This is a genomic window from Mycobacterium sp. THU-M104 (assembly GCF_049197365.1).
Classification (GTDB): domain Bacteria; phylum Actinomycetota; class Actinomycetes; order Mycobacteriales; family Mycobacteriaceae; genus Mycobacterium.
Genome location: NZ_JBMIOP010000257.1, coordinates 1 through 20,213, shown reverse-complemented (window position 1 = coordinate 20,213; position 20,213 = coordinate 1). Strand labels below are relative to the sequence as shown.

Genomic DNA, 20,213 nt, shown 5'->3' with positions numbered 1-20,213 from the left:
GGGGCGCGGCCTGTCGGCGTGTCGTCGCCCTCAGCTCACACTCGATGAGGAGGAGGCCAGCACGGATTCCGACGCGGAAAGCAGCGCACACGTCGCCAGCCCGTCGACCGCGTCGCGCAGGTCCGGCAGTGAGGGGAAAGTGGGCGCGATCCGGATGTTCTTGTCCTCGGGGTCGTTGCGGTAGGGGAACGACGCCCCGGCCTCGGTCAGCGCGATACCGGCATCCTTGGCCAGCGCGACCGTCCGTTTGGCCGTGCCGGGCAGCACGTCGAGGCTGATGAAGTAGCCGCCCTTGGGGTCGGTCCACGAGGCGATCTTCGAATCACCGAGCCGCTGGTCGAGAATCTCGAGCGCGAGCGCGAACTTCGGCGCCAGGATCTGCTGGTGGCGCAGCATGTGCAGGCGCACCCCGTCGGCGTCGCCGAAGAAGCGCAGGTGCCGCAGCTGGTTGACCTTGTCCGGGCCGATCGATTTCTTGGCCGCGTACTGCAGGTACCAGGCGATGTTGCCCAGCGATCCGCCCAGGAAGCTGACGCCGGCGCCGGCGAAGGTGATCTTCGAGGTGGACGCGAAGACGTACGGCCGGTGGGGGTTGCCGGCCGTGGCGGCCAGCCCGAGCACGTCGATCTGACTGACGAAGTCGTGCGTCAGGGTGTGCACCGCGTAGGCGTTGTCCCAGAACAGCCGGAAGTCGGGCGCCGCCGTGCGCATCTGGACGAGCCGGCGCACCGTCTCCCAGGAGTAGGTGACGCCGGTCGGGTTGGCGAACACCGGCACCGACCACATCCCCTTGATGGCCGGGTCGGCGGCCACCAGCTCTTCGATCAGGTCCACGTCCGGGCCGTCCTCGCACATCGGGACTCCGATCATCTCGACGCCCATCGTCTCGGTGATGGCGAAGTGCCGGTCGTAGCCGGGGACGGGGCAGAGGAACTTGACGGCCGGTTCGTCCTTCCAGGGCCGCTGGGAGTCCACGCCGCCGTACAGCATCGAGAAGGCGACGATGTCGTGCATCAGCTCCAGGCTGGAGTTGTTGCCCGCGATCAGGTTGGGCACCGGAATGCCCAACAGCTCGGCGAAGATGGCCCGCAACCCGGGCAGGCCGTGCAGGCCGCCGTAGTTGCGGGTGTCGGTGCCCTCGGGGTCGCGGTAGTCGGTCCCGGGCAGGCTCAGCAGCCGGTTGGACAGGTCGAGCTGTTCCGGGGCGGGTTTGCCGCGGGTCAGGTCCAACGACAGCTTCTTGATCTGCAGGTCCGCATAATCCCGCTGATGGCGTTCGTGCAGCGCGGTCAGCTCGTCGGGGCTGAGTGAATCGAAGGACACCAATGAGCCTTTCGGGGTCCGGACACTGGGGGACCCCGCGCACCCGACAGAGCCCATTGACCCTTGCTGCCTTCCGGCCCTGGGGGAGTTCACAGGATGGACGCCGCGCGGGGTCCTTCGGCGAGTGTAGTACCCGCGTCGGGGCGCTCCGCACGGCCGCGGACCTGCTGGCTGGACTCAGCAGTTACCATGACCCACGGAGGATTCGCCTAGTGGCCTATGGCGCTCGCCTGGAACGCGGGTTGGGTTAACAGCCCTCGCGGGTTCAAATCCCGCATCCTCCGCCACATGGAGCGCACCTGCTGCAAGGCGCGGACGAACACGACGTGGGTTCTGGTCGAACCCGAACTGGCGTGAACTCATCAGCCTGAGGAGGCGTATGGGCCGGAAGTGGTTCGTGCTGTGGCACGCGTTTTCGGTGATTGCCGCCGGTGTCCTCTACTTCTTCTGCGTGCTGCCTCGCTGGTATGAGCTGATGGGCGAAATGCCGCGGGCGCTGGGGATGGCCGGCCGGATCACGTCGGGTGCGCTGATCGGCTTGTCCGCCCTCCCGGTGGTTTTCGTCTGGCTACGCGCCCGCAAACCCGAGCTGGGCGTCCCATTGCTCGCGCTGCGCATCAGGGTGTGGTCGATCGTGGCCCACGTGCTGGCAGGGGTGCTGATCATCGGAACCGCGATCAGCGAAATCTGGCTGCGCCTGGACACTGCCGGGCAATACCTGTTCGGGATTTACGGCGCGGCCGCCGCGATCGCGGTGCTCGGCATCTTCGCCTTCTACCTGGCGTTTGTGGCCGAGTTGCCGCCGCCTCCGCCGAAACCGATCAAGGCGCGCAAGCCCGGGAAGCGCCGCTTCCGGCGCGCGAAGGGCGAAGAGGAAGAGGCCGAGGCCCAGGAGACCGAAGAGGTCGAAGATGCCGAAGATGCCGAGGCCACGGAGACCGAAGATGTCGACGAGGCCACGGAGGACGCTCAGGAGGACGAACCCGGGAAAACCGGGGAGGTCGAGGCCGCCGAGACGCAGGAGGCACCGACCGTCGAGGCCGAGCAGCCCGACGACACCCCGGGCGGATTGCGCAACCGCCGGCCCACGGGGAAGGGCTCGCACCGGATGCGGCGCAGACGCAGCCGCGGCGGCGTGGCGGTCGACGACGAATAGCGAGCGGACTCAGTCGCGGCGCCGCATGCGCTCGACGTACTCGGAGAGGCGATGCTGCGTCTCGGCCGAACCCCACATCCGGCGCACCTCGTCGTCGACGCCGGCGGACTCGCGGATCCGTGTCATGGCCGGGGCGCGCAGCCAGTCCTTGGTGTGGCGATAGACGTCAGTCGGGATGCCGGCGAGCTCCGCGGCCTCGGCCACCGCCGACTGCATGAGCTCGCCATCGACGACCCGGTGTGCCAGCCCGGCGGCGATCGCCCCGGCCTCGCGGTAGGTGCGTCCGCCGAGCATCACCTCCTCGGCATGGTCACCACACGCGTAGCGCATCACTTCGAGCGCGGCGACCGGGAACGGCACCCCGACGTGCACCTCGGTCACCCCGATCTGGGCCTGTGGGGTGATAAGGCGCCGGTCGCACGCGCAGGCCAGCACGCAGCCGCCCGCGATGGCGGCGCCGTTGACCGCGGCCACCGTCGGCCCCGGGTATGCGAACAGCGCCGCGAACGCGCCCGAGAGGGCGGGAACTAGCCGGTCGGTGTAGTCGGCTCCACCCTCCACCACCCGTTTGAGGTCCACCCCGGCGCTGAAGGCGCGGCCGGCGCCGGTGACGACGAGCGCGCCGGCGTCGTCGGAACGCGCCAAATCGTCGACCGCGAGAGCCAGTTCTTCCAGCAGGTCGACGTCGAGCGTGTTGACGCTTCCTGACGACAGGGTCAGCACCTGCACCGATTCCACGGCATGAATCTCGATCACGACGTCCACTCAAGCACGGCAGGACAGATCCGCCGCGAGCAGTGTGGAGTAGTCAACCGCCGCCGGAACGTCCCGGGCCGCAGGCTTTTCCCGCCGCTACAGGCCGGCGTCGAATGTCCTCTTCGTGCCGTCGCCGCATTCACCATCGCGAGGACGCACGCGGTTCCCTATGCTGAGCGAGTGCCAAACACCTATCGCGTCGTTCAGTGGCACACCGGGAACGTCGGCAAGAGCTCGCTGAAGTCGATCGTGACCAATCCCCTGCTGGAACTGGTCGGCTGCTACGCGTGGTCCCCCGAGAAGGCCGGTCGCGACGCCGGCGAACTGGGGTCGGCATCGAGCCGCTGGGCGTGGCCGCCACCAACGACGTGGACGCGCTGCTCGCGCTGAAACCCGACTGCGTCGCCTACAACCCGATGTGGATCGACGTCGACGAGCTGGTGCTCATCCTGTCCGCGGGCGTCAACGCGGTGACGACGGCGTCGTTCATCACCGGCGGCAACCTCGGCGCCGGCCGCGACCGGATCCTTGCGGCCTGCCGGCAGGGCGGCTCGACGATCTTCGGGTCCGGTGTCAGCCCCGGCTTCGCCGAACTGCTGGCCATCGTGTCGGCCATGGTGTGCAACCGGATCGACAAGGTCACCGTCAACGAGGCCGCCGACACCACGTTCTACGACTCCCCGGAGACCGAGAAGCCGGTCGGCTTCGGCCAGCCGATCGACCACCCGGACCTGCCGGCGATGGCCGCGAAGGGGACGGCCATCTTCGGCGAGGCGGTCCGGCTGGTGGTCGACGCACTCGGCGTCGAACTCGACGAGGTGCGGTGCGTGGCCGAATTCGCCCGGACCACCGCGGACCTGGAGATGGCGTCCTGGACCATCCCCGCGGGATGTGTTGCGGGCGTGTACATCAGCTGGCAGGGGATCGTCGGCGACAATGCCGTGATCGACCTGAACGTGCGGTGGCGCAAGGGCCAGACGCTCGAGCCGGACTGGAAGATCCACCAGGATGGCTGGGTCATCCAGATCGACGGGCAGCCGACGGTGACCACCAAGGTCGGCTTCCTGCCGCCGCCGTACTTCCAGGCCTCGACGATCGAGGAGTTCATGGATCTCGGCCACATCATGACGGCGATGCCCGCCGTCAACGCGATCCCCGCGGTCGTCGCGGCGGCTCCGGGTATCGCCACCTACACCGACCTGCCGCTGACGCTGCCTCGCGGCAATGTGCCCAAGGTCGCGGTGTAGCCGGCGGTCATCGGCCGGCGTCCGGCGGTTCCTCGGGCGCGGGCGGTTCCGCGGGTGCGTTGTCCAGCCACTTCCGCAGCCGGAGCAACTGGTTGGCCACCATGCCGAGGGCGAGCAGCGTCACGCCGACGAGGATCGCCACGACGATTGCGGTGCTCACGAGATCCATGGTGACAGGCCGGGGCGCGCTTCGACATCGCGGCGGGTGCGTGCTCCACGATGAGCGCCCCGGACGAAGAACGCTCGGTCCTGCGCGCGCCGCGGCGGCGTCAAGGACCGCCCGGGCGTGACGGCGCTGACACCACCGGTCGCGCGCCCCGCGGGAGCGCCGTGCGCCGGCCCGGCCGGCAGCGCGTTACCCACAGGCGGTAGCGCTTGCGCCGTCGGCGCGTGGCCGCCCGGTAGTACGGTTGGGCCGGGTCAAAAAGGGGTGGCCATGTTCTTCGGTGTTGGTGTGCGGCAGCGGGTAGCGCAGCGATGCGGCTCCGCCATATAAGCGTCCCCGCGCTGATCGCCGAAGCGGGAGGCGACCCGTGGGCGATCGATCGGAGCTTGCAGGCCGGCAGCCCGGCGCACATCTCGGGTCTCGCGGAGGCGTTCCACGCCGCCGGCCGGTGCACCACCGAGGCGGACACGGCCTTCGCGCAGGCCCGCCGCCGCTTCGACGCGGCCTGGAACCACCGCGACAGAGACCCCCCGATCGACGCGTCGGCCGAGGTCCGGCGAGTGGCCGCGGTGCTGGGCGCGCAATCGCTGCGGCTGCCCGCGATCGGTGTCGACCTGGAGAACCTCGCCGCCGCCCTGGCCGAGGCGCAGCGCACCGCGGCCGGGCAGATCGCCGCCCTCGAGACCCGGCTGGCACAGCTCGACCACCTCCTCGAAGAGGCGATCGAACTCGACCAAGGCCCCGGCCTGGCCCCTTCCGACCGGAGCGACGTCGGGGCTCTGATCACGGCCTGCGAGGACGACGCGGTCGATGACACCCGGGCGGCCCTGGTCCGGCTGCGGTGCCTGCGAGACGACTACGCCGGCCGCCTGTGGCAGTCGCTGAGCACGGTGCGCGCCGACGGCTACGCAGCGTCGCCGCCCGGCACCACGCCCGAAGACGTTCGCGCGTGGTGGGACGCGCTCGGCGCCGACGGCGGGGACTGGTCGAACCCGGCACACCCGGGGACGCCGGGCAACCTCGACGGCGTGCCGGCCGCGGTGCGCGACGCAGCGAACAGGGCGGTGCTGCGCGACGACCTGAGCAGGGTCGAGGGCGTGGCCGGCCGGCACGGCATCTCATCGGAGAGCCTGCGCGACGCGGCGCTGCACGACCGCGAACACGATCTGCTCGCCCGCCCCGGCGAGTACGGGCTTTCGGCCGCCGATGCCACCCGGTACCGCAACGCGGTGAAGACCAACCAGGGCGTCGAGCACGATGAGGGGCCCGACCACGACCATCGGCGACCCGTCCTGCTGTGGGCCTACGACCCGGCGGCATTCGACGGCAAGGGCAGGGCGGTGATCGCGATCGGCGATCCGGACACGGCGCACAACACCGCCGTCATCGTGCCCGGCACCGACAGCAGCGTGCGGGGAGGCTGGCTCTACGACGGGCACAACGACGCCGTCAACCTCTACGACCAGTCGCGCAAAGCCGACCGCACCCGCTCCACCGCGGTGCTTGCGTGGATGGGATACGACACACCCGACCTGGACCCCTCGACGCTACGGGAGGTCGGCACGCCGGGGCTGGCGCGCCGGGGCGCCGCGCTGCTGGCCGCCGACGTCAACAGCCTGGCGGTCACCCATGCCGGGCCGGTCCCGGCCCACGTGACGGTCATCGGCCACTCCTACGGATCGACGACGGTGGCCGACGCGTTCGCGGGCAGCGGCATGCGTGCCGATGACGCCATACTGATCGGTTGTCCCGGAACCGATCTCGCGCACAGCGCCGCCGACTTCCGGCTGAATGACGGCCGGCTCTATGTCGGTGCGGCCTCGACCGACGCGGTCAGCTGGATCGGTGAATCGGGCAGCGTCGTGCCCAACGCGCTCAACGTCGCCCTCGGCGGGCCGCTCGGGCCGTCGGCCGGCCTGGGCGCCGACCCCGCGCACGACGGCTTCGGCGCGGTGCGCTTCCGGGCCGAGGTCGCGGGCACCCACAGCACCGTGCCCTGGTTCGACGCCCATTCGCACTATTACGACGTGGGCAGCGAGGCGCTGCACAACATGACCGAGATCAGCACCGGCCACGGCGATGCCCTGGGCCGCGAGGGAATGCTGGCCCCGGCCCGCGACGAACAGCGGATATCGATTCCCCGCCGGGTGCACACCCCCTTCGGGCCGATCCCGTTGCCGCATCTGGAGATCCCCCTACCCCTTACCGGCGACCCGGAATGGGGCAGGGCTTCCGGCTCGGTCACCGACGGCCATGGCTTCAACTAGGCCGCGGGCCCGGCTCGCGGCGCTTGCCGCGGTGGCCGTCGCGTTGGGAGGGTGTGCGTCGATGTCCCCATTCCGGCACGAACCCGACCATCCGCGCTCCGACCAGCAGACCATCGCCCAGGTTGTCGACGCGGCCAAGCAGATCGCGAACGTTGCCGGGCTGGGTGACCCGTCCGGGGGTTTCAGCTGGGAGTCCTGCAACGACCAGGGCGAGCCGCCGTACCGGGGCCGGGTCGACATGACGTTCGCGGTGCCGCCCGGCGTCGACCCCGACGCCTACTTCGACCGGGTCGCCGCGACCATGGTGGTCCACGGCTGGGCACCCGGCGCCCCGGCAGGCGCGCACTCCGCGGGCACGACGATCCACCGGGGCGGCGTCACGGCCGGCATCGGCGTGAGCCCCTTCGACGGTGCCGACGGGGCCGTCCAGCTCTTCGGCGAGTGCCACACCATGACCGACCACCGCGCCGACAGCAACGGTTTCAGCATCACAGACCAACTGCGCCGAGGATAACGGTCACCGCGACGACCGCGTCACCGAAGTTGAACACCCGCACCTGGTTGGCCGGGTCGGCGTCGAGCAAGCGGCGCGCCCAGCGGATGCCGTTGTCGGTGCGTTCGGTGCCATAAGGCGGATCGCGCAGGACGAACAGATATTTCACGGATGCTCCTGGCATGAGACGGGCCGGGTGCCCGGCGTGTCGAGGAAGAGCAAAACTTCTTGTCTTCTAACGAGTTCCGAAAAACAACGGATGCCGTAATCCAACGAATAGTGGAGAGCGATTCCATCCAGAACAGCGGACCTGCTACCTGCGACCTGCCAGAAATGCGGCACCATTCAGCGTCGCCGAGCAGCATTTGCCGCCGCTACCCGAGAGAGGTCGTCCGCGCGGCTCTTGGACAACTGTCGCCCCCTTGGGGCACACTGCCAGACACAGCCAGAAAGGAAACTCTCCGATGGCTTTTCGGGTAAGCACCTGCGCCGCAGTCATCGGCTGCGCGCTGACCGCTGCCATGGTGGCGGTCAGCCCGCCCGCCCACGCGGGCCCGATCCAGTGGTGCGATCCGTCCTCACCGCTGTTCGACCCGACGATCTGCTACAACGAGTCGCCCGGCGGCGGCTACAGCTGCGACCCGTTCGGGCCTGCATACGACCCGAACTACTGCGCCGCGCAAAGCCGACCAAGCGGCTACTGGCGCGGCTGAGGCGTCGACGGTTGCCGACACCTGAAAGCACACTGCAAAGACGACGCTGATAGCGGGTCGGCGATCCGCGGTCGGGCCTGCGATAGCCGGCACGGACCTCATCGCAGGCCCGACCGATCCCCGGATTCGCAACCGTCGACCGCACGTCGGATGGCGCTGAAGTTCGCGCAGCTAGCCCTCCGCTTGGACTGCACCCCACTGTTCGGCGGTGTAGTTGCACTGAAGTGCTCGTCGAGGCTGAATGACGTGTTCTTACCCACGACGACGACGACAGTACCAATTGTTGGTAACCGGCCGCGAGGCCGACGACAGCCCGGCCTGAAAGAGCGGGCTGAGCTAAGTGGTCTTGCCCGTTGGTTCGTCGGGCCCGTTCGCTGAGGTGCCGAAACTGCGGTGGCAGCGACGTCGAGTCGAAGACGATAGCGCTGAGCGCAGGCTCGACGCCACCAGCGGCGCCCCCAGGCAGTAGTGCGCGCCGCGCCCAAACCCCAAGCGGCGCAACACTCGTCTCTCCGGATCAAATATGTCGGGGCGGTCGAACTCGGTGGGATCGCGGTGGGATCGCGGTGGGCGACCACCACCACCAATAGCATCAGCACGTCGCCCGCGGGAACCGCGATTCCATCGACGACCATGTCGGACAAGGCAATTCGACCGATCATCTGTACCCGCGGGTCGTGGCGCGGAGTCTCCTCGATCACCGCGGCGGCGCCAATTTGCGGCGTCGGCGGCCATCGGCGGCGCCGCCCATTGGCGCGGGTCGCGCAGCATCGCCAGGATCGCGTTGCCGATCAGGTTCACCGTCGTCTCGTGACCGGCGACCAGCAGGAGCACACAGGAACGCCGCCACCCGATCAGGTCGCGCAGGTAACCGCGCCCTGGGACTCGGACCCGCTCGTCATCTCCGCGCGCTCAGCGCCGCAGGAACTCCACGATGTGGCGGGCGAGCTCCTCGCCGGCGTCCTCCTGCAGGAAGTGCCCGGCGCCGCGGATGACGGGGTGCTCGATGCCCTGCGCGCCGCGCATCCCGCGCCGGAACACCTCGCCCATCGGCCCGGTGATCGGGTCGGCGTCGCTGAACGCGACGAGCATCGGCGTCGGGCTCACCGCCAGCTTCGACCACGCCGCCGTGTTGGCTGCCGCCGCGGGATCGTCCGGTGTGGTCGGCACCAGGCCCGGCATGGCCCGCGGCCCGGCGCAGTACTCGTCGCCGGGAAAGGGCGCGTCGTAACCAGCGAGCACCTCCTCGCTCAGCTGCTGCTGGGAGGCGCCCTGCACGAAACGGCTGATGATCAGGTTCGGCATCGTCTGTATTGCCTCGCGGAACTGCCACCAGATCTTGGCCATGGGGTGCTCTCCGTTGGGTAGCCCCGTGTTGGCGACGACCAGCCGGGCGAACCGCTCGGGGTGCTCGGCGGCCAGCCGCAGCCCGATCAGCCCGCCCCAGTCCTGACAGACCAGGGTCACGTTGCGCAGGTCGAGAACGTCGAAGGCCAGCGCGCGCATCCATTCGACGTGTCGCGCGTAGGTGTGATCCTCGCGGCGGGTCGGCTTGTCCGACCGTCCGAATCCGACCAGGTCGGGGCAGACGACGCGATGCCCGGCCTCGACCAGGATCGGGATCATCTTGCGGTACAGATACGACCACGTCGGTTCGCCGTGCAGCATCAGAATCGGGTCGGCCTCCTGCGGGCCGTCTTCCACCCAGGCGACCCGCAAGCTGCCGCCCTCACTGTCCGAAACCTCGCCATAGCTTGGGGCGTAAGGAAAGTCGGGTACGTCGTCGAACCGGTCGTCGGGTGTCCGCAGTGTCTCCATAGCTGCGAACATACCGGCGCGGCTCACGTCCCTTCGCGCAGCCCGACCAACTCCGGCAGGGCGAGCAATCGATCCAGAAAGACCCGCTGCCCCTCGATCAGCTTGTCGCGAGCCCGCGCTGGCGGGAACCAGCCGACCCGGTCAACCTCGGGGACTCGCAGCAGCGTGCCCGACCCCTTCGGCCACTCCAGCTCGAAGGTGTTGCTGCGCGCGGCGGTGACGTCGAGGTCACCGTGGACGGCGAAAACGCTCACCACCTTGCCGCCGGGTTGCCGCGCCCGGCCGAGGTCGACGCGGGTTCCGGTCGGCATCGAGAGCCCGATTTCCTCGGCGAACTCCCGCCGTGCCGCCGTCCAGGGGTCCTCCCCGTCGAGGTACTCCCCCTTGGGCACCGACCAGACACCTTCGTCCTTGCGCGCCCAGAACGGACCGCCGGGATGGGCGAGGAGAACTTCGACGATGCCGTCGCGTACGCGGTACAGCAACACCCCCGCACTGAGCTTCGGCACGATCCTCAGGCGCCGACCGCGCGTTCCAGGTCTTTGAGCGACGACTCCAGGTGCGCGAGCAGGCGCTGCAGGTGCGGCACGCTGCGTCGGCAGCCCACCAGACCGAAGTCGATCATGTCGGCGTTGTTCACCACGGTGATGTTGAGCGCCTGCCCGTCCAGCACGATGGACATCGGGTAGTTGCCGTCGAGCCGGGCACCCCCGTAATACATCGGCCGGTTCGGCCCGGGCACGTTCGAGATGACGATGTTGAACGGCGGCCGTGTCGAGGACACCCACCCCGGGACCACGGACATGCCCAGCGCCGCCATGTTCGCCGCCGACAACGCCAGCGCCTGCAGGCGCGGCAACTGCGAGAACACCTTCTTGTTGTTGCGCATCGATTCGCTGACGGTGCGCAGCCGCCGGGCCGGGTCGTCGGTGTCGGTGGCGAGGTTGCACAAGATGGCCCCGACCAGGTTGCCACCCGCGTCCGCCTCGTCCGCGCGGCGCAGGCTCACCGGCACCATCGCCAGCAGCGGCACGTCCGGCAGCGCGTTCCGCTCGAGCAGGTAGTAGCGCAACGCGCCCGAGCACATCGCCAGCACGACGTCGTTGACGGTCGTCCCCGCGGCATTCTTGACGGCTTTGATCCGGTCCAGCTCCCAGGACTGCGCGGCGCACCGGCGGGCACCGCCGATCTTGACGTTCAGCATGGTGCGCGGCGCCCCGAACGGCAACGTCAGCTGCTGCTCGAGCATCGCCGCACGGGCCAAGGAGAACGTCGAAGAAACAAGGCCCGCAACGGATCCCGCGGTATGCACCAGGGAGCGCAGCGAGGATCCGGGGCCGGATTCGCGCCGGCTCTTCGGCAGGCTCCACGGTGCCCGGATCTCCCGGTCGTCGGGATCGTCGGACAACGTGCGTTGCATCAACTTTAGCGACGAGACACCGTCGATCAGCGCATGGTGCATCTTGGTGTAGATGGCGAATCGGCCGTCTTTGAGGCCCTCCACGACGTGCATCTCCCACAGCGGGCGGTGCCGGTCGAGCAGGCTGCTGTGCCAGCGCGAGGTCAGCTCGAGCAGCTCACGGACCCGCCCGGGCGACGGCAACGCCGAGCGGCGCACGTGGTAGTCGAGGTCGAGGTCCCTGTCGTCGGCCCAGCCCAGATTCCCGATCCCGCCCCAGAGCGTCGCCGGACGCTTGCGAAACGTAATCTGAACCTCGCGAAGGCCGACCAGACGGTCGTAGAACTCCCGCACGTAACCGGGGCCGACGTCCGCCGGCGGCTCGTACAGTTGCAGGCCACCGACGTGCATGGGGTGCTCACGCGATTCGCCCAGCAGGAAGACCGCATCGGTGGGCATCATCAATTCCATCGATCCATTAGAACCCCATCGCCGCCGTTTGCATGCGAGAAGTCCCCGACTTCGCCGCGAACCTAGCCGACTCGAGCGCCACCTTCGCCGTGGTCGAACGCCGCGGCGCCGGGAGCAGGTCGGCGTTCACCCGAAAGGGTGCGCCGCAGCAGTTTGTCGATCGCCACCACGGCGCTGACTGCGGCCCAGATGACGAGAATGCGCAGCCACGCAGCGGCGGAAATGGGCGCGGTGGCGAAAACGCGGTTCATGGCGGGCAGATACGTGATGGCCAGTTGGCCGATCACCTGCACGGCCACCGGAAACGTTGCGGGTCAGAGCCTTAGGTCACCGGAGCGGTGGCGGGGCGGATCGTCGTTGACAGTCACGGTCAGCTGCTCCTACTGTGCCAGTTCAGGCCCGGGCCCGCAAAGGCCGTGCAGACGTTTCGCAGGCGTTCGATTCGGGAGGGCGGCAGATGGGTGACCCCACCAGGCTTCGCGTGATCCAGTGGGCCACAGGAGGCGTCGGGAAGGCCGCCATCGCGTGTGTGCTCAACCACCCGCAGCTCGACTTGGCCGGCTGCTGGGTGCACAGCGCGGACAAGAATGGTCGCGACGTCGGCGACATCGTGGGCACCGGACCGCTCGGCGTCACCGCCACCACCAGCGTCGAGGACGTGCTGGCCACCGAGGCGGACTGCGTGATGTACAGCCCGTTGATCCCCAACGACGACGAGGTCATCGCGATCCTGCGGTCCGGCAAGAACGTCGTCACCCCGGTCGGCTGGGTGTATCCCGACGCCGCCAATGCCCGCGTCAAAGTCATCGCCGACGCCGCGCTGGAGGCCGGGGTGACCCTGCACGGGTCCGGTATCCATCCCGGCGGCATCACGGAGCGCTTCCCGTTGATGGTGTCCTCGCTGTCGTCGGCGGTGACCCACGTGCGCGCCGAGGAATTCTCCGACATCCGCACCTACAACGCGCCCGACGTGGTACGCCACATCATGGGATTCGGCGGCACACCCGAGGAGGCGATGGGCGGGCCGATGGCCGGGCTGCTCGAAGCGGGCTTCAAGATGTCGGTGCGAATGGTGTCCGACCACATGGGTTTTCGCATCGACCCGGAGATCAGGACCATCCAGGAGATCGCCGTGGCGACCGCCGACATCGACTACGGCCCCTTCCCGATCACCCCGGGATCAGTCGCCGCGCGCCGCTTCCGCTGGGAGGCGCTGGTCGATGGGGAACCGGTCATCACGGCGGCGGTCAACTGGCTGATGGGTGAGGACGATCTGGAGCCGGACTGGAATTTCGGCGGGCACGGCGAACGCTTCGAGGTCGAGATCACCGGCGACCCCACGGTGAGCCTGACGTTCAAGGGGCTACAGCCGGAGACCATCGCCGACGGGTTGCAGAAGAATCCGGGGGTCGTGGCGACCGCGAACCACTGCGTCAACGCCATCCCCGACGTCTGTGCCGCCGGGCCCGGCATCAAGACGTACCTGGACCTGCCGCTGCTCGCCGGGCGCCCGGCCCCGCATCTGGCGCGGTGAAACGGTGCGGCTCGACGCGCGACTGAGGTGCGGACCCGAGCGATGACCTACTGCCACCCCGCCTCGATCTCCCACCCCGCCTCGATGCGCGGCCACGTCGCGATCGTCACCGGCGCCGCCCAGGGCGTGGGACAGGCATTCGTGGACATCACTACCCGAGACCACGCCCGCGGTGCCCCCTCGCATGCCATTCGCGCGCCGTCACACGCCGCGCGCGGTCGCCGCCGAGCCGGCCGGGAATGAGTATTTTCGTAGGGTGGTGACAGGACCAGCACCGGCACGAGCCCCGGCCGACATTCCGGCCCAGTATCTGCTGTCTTCCGCTGCGCCGGGCCCGCGAACCCTGATCGACATCATCCATGCGACCGCCGCGCGCTTCCCGGATGCGCCCGCGATCGACGACGGCACCGTGCAGCTCACCTACGGCGAGCTGATCGACGACATGCAGGCCAGCGTCGGTTGGCTGGCCGCGCGGGGTGTCGGCCGGGGCGACCGCATCGGCATCCGCATGCCCTCGGGCAGCTACGCGCTGTACGTGGCGATTCTGGCGACCCTGGCCACCGGCGCGGCCTACGTGCCGGTCGACGCCGACGACCCCGACGAGCGGGCCGAGCTGGTGTTCGGCGCGGCCGACGTGGTCGCGGTGATCACGGAAACCGGGTTGGTCAGGGGCCCCGGCTCGTCGCGGGGCTGGCGCGCGACGGCGCCCATGACCCGCGACGACGCGTGGATCATCTTCACCTCCGGATCGACCGGCGCGCCGAAGGGCGTCGCCGTCACGCACCGCAGCGCCGCCGCGTTCGTCGACGCCGAGGCGCAGACGTTCCTGCAGGACCGCCCGATCGGGCCCGGTGACCGGGTACTGGGCGGGTTGTCGGTGGCCTTCGACGCGTCCTGCGAGGAGATGTGGCTGGCCTGGCGGCACGGCGCCTGCCTGGTCCCCGCGCCGCGGTCGCTGGTGCGCAGCGGGACGGACCTGGGTCCGTGGCTGGTCACCCGCGACGTGACCGTGGTGTCGACGGTGCCCACGCTGGCCGCACTGTGGCCCGCCGAGGCCCTGGAGGCCGTGCGGCTGCTGATCTTCGGCGGCGAGGCCTGCCCCGCGGAGCTGGTCGAGCGCCTCGCGGTCGACGGGCGGGAGGTGTGGAACACCTACGGCCCGACCGAGGCGACGGTGGTCGCCTGCGCGACCAGGCTCGACGGGGGCGGCCCGATCAGCATCGGGCTGCCGCTGCCAGGCGCCGACCTGGCCGTCGTCGACACCGACGGCCGCCCGGTCGGCTACGGCGAGGTCGGTGAGCTGGTGATCGGCGGGGTGGGCCTGGCCCGTTACCTGGACGAGGACAAGAACGCCGAGAAGTACGCCCCGCTGCCGACATTGGGCTGGACGCGCGCCTACCGCAGCGGTGACCTGGTGCGGCTGGAACCCGACGGGCTCTATTTCTGCGGGCGGGCCGACGACCAGGTCAAAGTCGGGGGGCGCCGCATCGAGCTGGGCGAGGTCGACGCCGCGCTGGTCGGCCTGCCGGGGGTCAGCGGCGCGGCGGCGGCAGTCCGCCAGACCGCCGCGGGAACTCCGGTACTGGTCGGCTACCTGGTCAGTGCCGATCCGACGTTCGATCTGCACGCGGCACGCCAGCGGCTCGCCCGGCAGCTGCCCGCCGCACTGGTGCCCCGGCTGGTGCGGATCGGGGAGCTGCCCACCCGGACGTCGGGCAAGGTCGACCGCGACGCGCTGCCCTGGCCGCCGCCCGGCGGGGACCCGGACGCGAGCGCCGAGCTGGGTGGCACGACGGGCTGGCTGGCCGGCCTGTGGCGCGACCTGCTCGGCCCGACGGTCGACGGGCCGGAGGCGGACTTCTTGGCGCTCGGCGGCGGCTCGCTGGCCGCCGCGCAGCTCGTCGCCGCGCTGCGGCGCCGGTTTCCGCAGGTCACCGTCGCCGACCTGTACGACCATCCCCGCCTGGGCTCACTGGCCGGGTTCCTCGACGAGCTGGAGCCATCACCGCAGGCCGCCGAGCGGGTAGTGCGCCCGACGCCGCGACTGACCCAGGCCGCGCAGACCGCGCTGTCGGTGCCGTTGGCGACGCTGGCGGCGCTGCCGTGGGTGACGTGGCTCGCGGTGGGCAACGGCGTCGCCCGCGCGCTGCACGTGGTGCCGTGGACCGTCGCGGTCAACTGGTGGCTCGTCGCGTTGGCGTTCCTCGGGTTCGTCACGCCGATCGGCCGGATGGGTATCGCGGTGTCGTGCGCGCGCATGCTGCTGTCGGGGGTGCGGCCGGGCACCTACCGCCGCGGCGGGTCGGTGCACCTGCGCGTATGGCTGGCCGAGCGGGTGGCCGAGGTCTGCGGGGCGCACAATCTGGCCGGCGCGCCGTGGCTGGTGTACTACGCCCGCGCGCTCGGCGCCAACATCGGCAAAGGGGTGGACCTGCACTCGATCCCCCCGGTCACAGGGTTGCTGACACTCGGGCACCGCAGTGCGGTGGAACCCGAGGTGGACTTGTGCGGGCACTGGATCGACGGCGACGAGTTCCATCTCGGCGAGATCACGATCGGCGACGACGCGACTGTCGGCGCCCGGACCACGCTGCTGCCCGGCTCGGTCGTCGGCAAGAACGCCGACGTCGCACCCGGCTCGGCAGTGATCGACAAGATCAAGAACGGGCAGTACTGGAAGGGCTCGCCCGCGGTGAAGTCGGGCAGGGTCAAGCACCCGTGGCCCGACGAACGGCCGCCGCGCCGCACCCGGTGGGTCGCGGTATACGGGCTGACGTCACTGCTGCTCGGCGCCCTGCCGCTGATCGCCGCGGCGGGAGGCGTGGCCGTGATCGCCGCGGCGGTGCGCCACACCCGGCGACTCTCGGAGGCGGTGCTGCCGGCGCTGTCGTGGACCCCGGCCGCGGCGCTGGCCGCCGTCACGGTGTACGCGCTGCTGACAGTGGCGGCGGTACGGGCGCTGTCACTGGGACTGACCGAGGGCTACCACCCGGTGCGCAGCCGGGTCGGCTGGCAACTGTGGGCGACCGAGCGGCTCATGGACGGCGCGCGCAACCATCTCTTCCCCGTGTACGCGAGCATGCTGACACCGGCGTGGCTGCGGTTACTGGGCGCCAGGGTCGGTCGCGGCACCGAGATCTCCACGGTGTTGCCGATCCCGAAGTTCACTGTGATCGAGGACGGCGCGTTTCTGGCCGACGACACCATGGTCGCCTCCTACGAGCTCGGCGGCGGCTGGATCCACGCAGCCACGACCACCGTGGGCCGGCGCGCGTTCCTGGGCAACTCCGGCATCACCCAGCCGGGCCGGCGGGTGCCCGACGACGGACTGGTCGCAGTGCTCTCGGCCACGCCGCCCAAGGCCAAGCGCGGCTCGTCGTGGCTGGGCAGCCCCCCGATGCGGTTGCGTCGGCACCCCACCGAGGCCGACGCGGCGACCACCTACGACCCACCGGCGAGGCTCAAGGTCAAGCGGGCCGTGGTGGAGGCGTGCCGGCTGCTGCCCGTGGTGGTGACAGTCGGGATCGGGCTGGCGGTGCTGGGCGGGTTGCAGGCGCTGGCGCGCATCTTCGGCATCTGGGCGGCGGCGTTGTGCGGCGGACTGGTACTGCTGACCGCCGGCGCCGTCGCCGGGACCGTCACGGTGGCCGCCAAATGGCTTGTGGTGGGAAGGATCCGGGCCAGCGAGTACCCGCTGTGGTCGTCGTTCGTCTGGCGCAACGAGGTGTGCGACACCTTCGTGGAGACCGTCGCGGCCCCATGGTTCGCGCGCGCGACCGGCGGCACCCCGCTGCTGAACCTGTGGCTGCGCGCGCTCGGCGCCCGCGTCGGGCGGGGCACCTGGTGCGAAACCTATTGGCTCCCGGAAGCGGATCTCGTCACGCTGGGCTCCGGCTGCACGGTCAACCGGGGCTGCGTGGTGCAAACGCACCTGTTCCACGACCGGATCATGCGCATGGACAGCGTCGTCCTCGAGCCGGGCGCCACCCTCGGGCCGCATTGCGTGGCGCTGCCGGCTGCCCGGCTCGGAGCCGGCGCGACAGTCGGCCCCGCGTCGCTGGTGGTGCGCGGCGACAAGGTGCCGGGATCCACACGCTGGCAAGGCAATCCGATCAAACCGTGGGGTCCGGGCCGCAAGAAGGACCGGTCCAGGAATTCCGCGAAGCGGGGCGCCGCGGCGTGACAGTTCCGGCTAAGAAGGCCGCGCCGGCAATCGACGACTACCTGCCGAGAAGCGGCAACCCCGGCTACCGGGTGTCTCGCTACGAGCTCGACCTCGAGTACCGGATCGCGATCAACCGGCTGTCCGGCACCGCGACGATCACCGCGGTGACTCTCGTCGAGTTGCAGCAGTTCACCCTGGACCTGTCCGCCTCGCTGACGGTGTCCAAGGTGTCGGTGAACGGCAAACGGGTGCCCCAGTTCTCCTGCCGCGGAGGCAAGTTGCGCATCCGACTGGCGTGCAAAATCCCGGCCGGGGCGGCGATGGCGATCGTGGTTCGCTACGGCGGTGCCCCCAAACCGATCCGGTCGTTGTGGGGCGACGTCGGTTTCGAGGAACTCACCGACGGGGTGCTGGTCGCCGGGCAGCCCAACGGCGCCCCGTCGTGGTTCCCCTGCAACGACCACCCCGGCGACAAGGCCGCCTTCCGCATCCAAGTCAGCACCGAAAGCCGCTACCGGGTGGTCGCCAACGGAAACCTGGTGGCGCGCCGTACCCGGGCGTCGCAGACGGTGTGGACCTACGAACAACGCGAGCCGACGTCGACCTACCTGATCACGTTGCAGATCGGCGTCTACGACACGGTGCGGCTGACCCGGACACCGGTACCCATACAGGCCGCGCTGCCCGCGCGGTTGCGCAGCGCGTTCGAACACGACTTCGCGCGTCAGCCCGAGATGATGCAGCTGTTCGTCGAGTTGTTCGGGCCCTACCCGCTGGCCGGCGGGTACACGATCGTGGTCACCGACGACGCCCTGGACATCCCCCTGGAAGCCCAGGGCATGTCGATCTTCGGCGCCAACCACTGCGACGGCTCGCGGGCCGCCGAGCGGTTGATCGCCCACGAACTGGCGCACCAGTGGTTCGGCAACTCGGTGACCGCGCGGCGCTGGCGTGACATCTGGCTGCACGAGGGATTCGCCTGCTACGCCGAATGGTTGTGGTCGGAGCACAGCGGCGGGCCCGGCGCCGACGAACTGGCCCGCCTGCATCACGAAAAGCTGCGCGCGCAACCGCAGGACCTGGTGTTGGCCGACCCCGGGCCGCAGCACATGTTCGACGACCGCGTGTACAAGCGCGGGGCATTGGCCCTGCACGCGCTGCGCGGCCGGCTCGGTGAGGCGAACTTCTTCGCCCTGCTCCGGGATTGGGCGACCCGCTACCGGCACGGCACCGTCGTCACCGACGACTTCACCGGCCTGGCCGCGGGTTACTGCGACCAGTTGCGACCGCTGTGGGAAGCGTGGCTGTATTCGACGGCGGTTCCGTGACCGCGCGGCGTGTTACCCGCCTCCGCCACCGCCGGCCGCCCCGCCGCCGCCGGGCGCTCCGCCACCCCCGCCATAGTCGACGAACGGGGGGCCTTCGCGGCCCGGAGCGGGAGGAGGCGGCGGCGAGGGCGGGGGCGGCGGCGCCGGACTCGAGTAGGCGGGCGCGAGCGGGGCGGCGGTCAGGCCGCTGGAAGGCATGCCCACGCTGATGCCGTAGCCGAGCATCACGGCGAGCACCGCAGCGCCGCCCAGTGTTCCCATCGCCTTGCCTGATTCAATTTTCATCGGGTTTCTTAATTCTTTTATTTTTTCGGCCCTGCCGTGTCAACGCTGTACCCCGGGTTCTGGTCGTCCAATCACGGCAATGCTCGCCGTTGAGGCGAGCGCGGGAGAACCTTGTCCGTCAACACCTGGACCGATCGCCGCGCCTCGTCGGCCGGCATGCCGCCGACCAGCGGTTACAGGCTGGCCAGGTCGTCGGGAACGTCGACCTTGTGTTCGATCAGCGTCTCGAGCGGCACCACCTCGAGCGTGCGCTCATGGGTGGATGCCAGCACCACGGGGGCGGCATGACCGTCGTCGTGAGCCCGCAGCCAGTTCACGGCGGTGACGCACCAGCGGTCGCCGGGCAACAGGCCGGGGAAGCGATATTCGGGAATCGGCGTCACCAGGTCGTTACCGATGGAGCGCTGGTGCTCGAGGAACTCGGTGGTCATCACCGCGCAGATCGTGTGCCGGCCCCGGTCCTCGGGCCCGGTCGCGCAACACCCGTCGCGGTAGAAACCGGTGAGCGGGTCGGTGCCGCAGGGTTCGAGCGCGCCGCCCAGTACGTTACGATCAGGCACGCCCTCAGTATCGCGCCCCGGGGTGTGAACTTCGAACTCACGTTTCGCCGCCGTGTCCTAGCCGCCTGACGATAGGTTGTCCCTGTGATACTCACCGGAGCCTTTCTCGCTGAGGGCGCCAGGACGGTGGACAACAAGCTCGACGTGTCGGGCGGCGTGCTCTCGAAATTTTCGCTCGGGGCTGACCGCGTGGCCCGGTTCGTGCTCGTGGTGCTGACGCGGGGCAACGGCGAGGATTCCGATCGCCGGGTGGGCGTGAAGATCGTGCCGCCGACACTCGACGATCCGCTGCACCTTTCCTTCGAGGCCCCCGAAGCCGCCGTCGGCGAATACCCGGGATTCGCTTTCTTCGACGTCGAGGCCACCCTGCCGTTCGACGGTCGGTGGGTCGTGGAGGTGACCGGCGGAGGCGAGACCCTCTCGCTACCGCTGTCGGTGAGTAGCTGATAGGTCATAAGTGTGGCCTTCCCCTCGATCGCGGCTGATCTGGCCGGCGCGTGGGAGGTGTCAACGTGGAGCACGCGCAGCGCAG

At 69.8% G+C, this 20,213-nt stretch carries 19 protein-coding genes, 1 tRNA gene, 1 other RNA gene and 2 pseudogenes; 11 read left to right on the top strand and 12 right to left on the bottom strand.

All coding sequences use genetic code 11. The features are described 5' to 3' along the window. Nucleotides 1-30: 30 nt before the first annotated feature. Together ACOJVU_RS18640 and ffs are read right to left on the bottom strand one after the other, a co-directional pair. Nucleotides 31-1,323: an aminotransferase class I/II-fold pyridoxal phosphate-dependent enzyme gene (locus tag ACOJVU_RS18640; RefSeq protein ID WP_421531129.1), complete on the bottom strand. Its 1,293-nt coding sequence runs from the start codon at nt 1,321-1,323 to the stop codon at nt 31-33. Between the two features lie 24 nt (nt 1,324-1,347). Next, nucleotides 1,348-1,442: signal recognition particle sRNA small type (gene ffs / locus ACOJVU_RS18635), an RNA gene on the bottom strand. Nucleotides 1,443-1,521: 79 nt separating this feature from the next. Here ffs and ACOJVU_RS18630 point away from each other — a divergent pair. Continuing rightward, a tRNA-Ser gene (locus ACOJVU_RS18630) sits at nt 1,522-1,610 on the top strand. A 92-nt stretch (nt 1,611-1,702) separates the two neighbouring features. Further along, nucleotides 1,703-2,479 (top strand): hypothetical protein, encoded by a 777-nt coding sequence (locus ACOJVU_RS18625; protein ID WP_421531128.1) that lies wholly within the window; start codon nt 1,703-1,705, stop codon nt 2,477-2,479. Nucleotides 2,480-2,488: 9 nt separating this feature from the next. Here ACOJVU_RS18625 and ACOJVU_RS18620 read toward each other — a convergent pair whose 3' ends face one another. Next, nucleotides 2,489-3,244: an enoyl-CoA hydratase/isomerase family protein gene (locus ACOJVU_RS18620; protein ID WP_421531127.1), complete on the bottom strand. Its 756-nt coding sequence runs from the start codon at nt 3,242-3,244 to the stop codon at nt 2,489-2,491. A gap of 171 nt (nt 3,245-3,415) precedes the next feature. Here ACOJVU_RS18620 and ACOJVU_RS18615 point away from each other — a divergent pair. Further along, nucleotides 3,416-4,482 (top strand): annotated as a pseudogene (locus ACOJVU_RS18615) (dihydrodipicolinate reductase). Nucleotides 4,483-4,489: 7 nt separating this feature from the next. On the opposite strand, the gene ACOJVU_RS18610 reads toward ACOJVU_RS18615, so the two are convergent. After that, the gene (locus tag ACOJVU_RS18610) at nt 4,490-4,642 is read right to left on the bottom strand and encodes a hypothetical protein (protein ID WP_421531143.1); all 153 of its coding nucleotides are present in this window, start codon (nt 4,640-4,642) and stop codon (nt 4,490-4,492) included. A 317-nt stretch (nt 4,643-4,959) separates the two neighbouring features. On the opposite strand from ACOJVU_RS18610, the gene ACOJVU_RS18605 reads away from it, so the two are divergent. Then, complete coding sequence (locus ACOJVU_RS18605) at nt 4,960-6,915, top strand: alpha/beta hydrolase (RefSeq protein WP_421531126.1); 1,956 nt, start codon at nt 4,960-4,962, stop codon at nt 6,913-6,915. A 61-nt stretch (nt 6,916-6,976) separates the two neighbouring features. Further along, entirely contained in the window at nt 6,977-7,429 is a 453-nt protein-coding gene (locus ACOJVU_RS18600; protein ID WP_421531125.1) for a hypothetical protein, read from the top strand. On the opposite strand, the gene ACOJVU_RS18595 is transcribed toward ACOJVU_RS18600, so the two are convergent. Beyond that, nucleotides 7,404-7,577: a DsrE family protein gene (locus ACOJVU_RS18595; protein ID WP_421531124.1), complete on the bottom strand. Its 174-nt coding sequence runs from the start codon at nt 7,575-7,577 to the stop codon at nt 7,404-7,406. The genes ACOJVU_RS18600 and ACOJVU_RS18595 overlap by 26 nt on opposite strands. 295 nt (nt 7,578-7,872) lie before the next feature. Between ACOJVU_RS18595 and ACOJVU_RS18590 the strand changes: the two genes are divergently transcribed. Then, nucleotides 7,873-8,121 (top strand): hypothetical protein, encoded by a 249-nt coding sequence (locus ACOJVU_RS18590; protein ID WP_421531123.1) that lies wholly within the window; start codon nt 7,873-7,875, stop codon nt 8,119-8,121. Nucleotides 8,122-8,523: 402 nt separating this feature from the next. On the opposite strand, the pseudogene ACOJVU_RS18585 reads toward ACOJVU_RS18590, so the two are convergent. The 5 genes and pseudogenes from ACOJVU_RS18585 to ACOJVU_RS18565 form a co-directional block, all read right to left on the bottom strand. Further along, nucleotides 8,524-8,961: pseudogene (locus ACOJVU_RS18585) on the bottom strand (cytochrome P450); the annotation flags it as partial. Nucleotides 8,962-9,033: 72 nt separating this feature from the next. Further along, nucleotides 9,034-9,939, bottom strand: a complete 906-nt coding sequence (locus tag ACOJVU_RS18580) for a haloalkane dehalogenase (protein ID WP_421531122.1) — start codon at nt 9,937-9,939, stop codon at nt 9,034-9,036. A 23-nt stretch (nt 9,940-9,962) separates the two neighbouring features. Further along, nucleotides 9,963-10,448, bottom strand: a complete 486-nt coding sequence (locus ACOJVU_RS18575) for an NUDIX domain-containing protein (protein ID WP_421531121.1) — start codon at nt 10,446-10,448, stop codon at nt 9,963-9,965. 5 nt (nt 10,449-10,453) lie between these two features. Next, the gene (locus ACOJVU_RS18570; RefSeq protein WP_421531120.1) at nt 10,454-11,809 is read right to left on the bottom strand and encodes a WS/DGAT/MGAT family O-acyltransferase; all 1,356 of its coding nucleotides are present in this window, start codon (nt 11,807-11,809) and stop codon (nt 10,454-10,456) included. A 62-nt stretch (nt 11,810-11,871) separates the two neighbouring features. Next, nucleotides 11,872-12,108: a cation transporting ATPase C-terminal domain-containing protein gene (locus tag ACOJVU_RS18565; protein WP_421531119.1), complete on the bottom strand. Its 237-nt coding sequence runs from the start codon at nt 12,106-12,108 to the stop codon at nt 11,872-11,874. Between the two features lie 158 nt (nt 12,109-12,266). Here ACOJVU_RS18565 and ACOJVU_RS18560 point away from each other — a divergent pair, with 158 nt between their 5' ends. Genes ACOJVU_RS18560 through ACOJVU_RS18545 form a run of 4 tightly spaced genes read left to right on the top strand, consistent with a single transcriptional unit; the run spans nt 12,267 to nt 18,836 of the window. After that, nucleotides 12,267-13,343 carry a dihydrodipicolinate reductase gene (locus ACOJVU_RS18560; protein WP_421531118.1) on the top strand — a complete coding sequence of 359 codons (1,077 nt, stop codon included), beginning with the start codon at nt 12,267-12,269 and terminating at the stop codon, nt 13,341-13,343. A gap of 42 nt (nt 13,344-13,385) precedes the next feature. Then, on the top strand, nt 13,386-13,586 hold the full coding sequence (locus tag ACOJVU_RS18555) for a hypothetical protein (protein WP_421531142.1): 201 nt from the start codon (nt 13,386-13,388) through the stop codon (nt 13,584-13,586). A gap of 16 nt (nt 13,587-13,602) precedes the next feature. After that, on the top strand, nt 13,603-17,526 hold the full coding sequence (locus ACOJVU_RS18550; RefSeq protein WP_421531117.1) for a Pls/PosA family non-ribosomal peptide synthetase: 3,924 nt from the start codon (nt 13,603-13,605) through the stop codon (nt 17,524-17,526). Further along, nucleotides 17,523-18,836, top strand: a complete 1,314-nt coding sequence (locus tag ACOJVU_RS18545) for a M1 family metallopeptidase (protein WP_421531116.1) — start codon at nt 17,523-17,525, stop codon at nt 18,834-18,836. Before ACOJVU_RS18550 ends, ACOJVU_RS18545 begins: the two co-directional genes overlap by 4 nt. Nucleotides 18,837-18,848: 12 nt before the next feature. Here the strand turns inward: ACOJVU_RS18545 and ACOJVU_RS18540 are convergent, their stop codons facing one another. After that, complete coding sequence (locus tag ACOJVU_RS18540) at nt 18,849-19,121, bottom strand: hypothetical protein (RefSeq protein ID WP_421531115.1); 273 nt, start codon at nt 19,119-19,121, stop codon at nt 18,849-18,851. A 173-nt stretch (nt 19,122-19,294) separates the two neighbouring features. Further along, nucleotides 19,295-19,681: a DUF2237 family protein gene (locus tag ACOJVU_RS18535; RefSeq protein ID WP_421531114.1), complete on the bottom strand. Its 387-nt coding sequence runs from the start codon at nt 19,679-19,681 to the stop codon at nt 19,295-19,297. Between the two features lie 84 nt (nt 19,682-19,765). Between ACOJVU_RS18535 and ACOJVU_RS18530 the strand changes: the two genes are divergently transcribed. After that, a complete protein-coding gene (locus ACOJVU_RS18530; RefSeq protein WP_421531113.1) occupies nt 19,766-20,128 on the top strand; it encodes a hypothetical protein in 363 nt (120 codons plus the stop codon). Nucleotides 20,129-20,213: the final 85 nt, after the last annotated feature.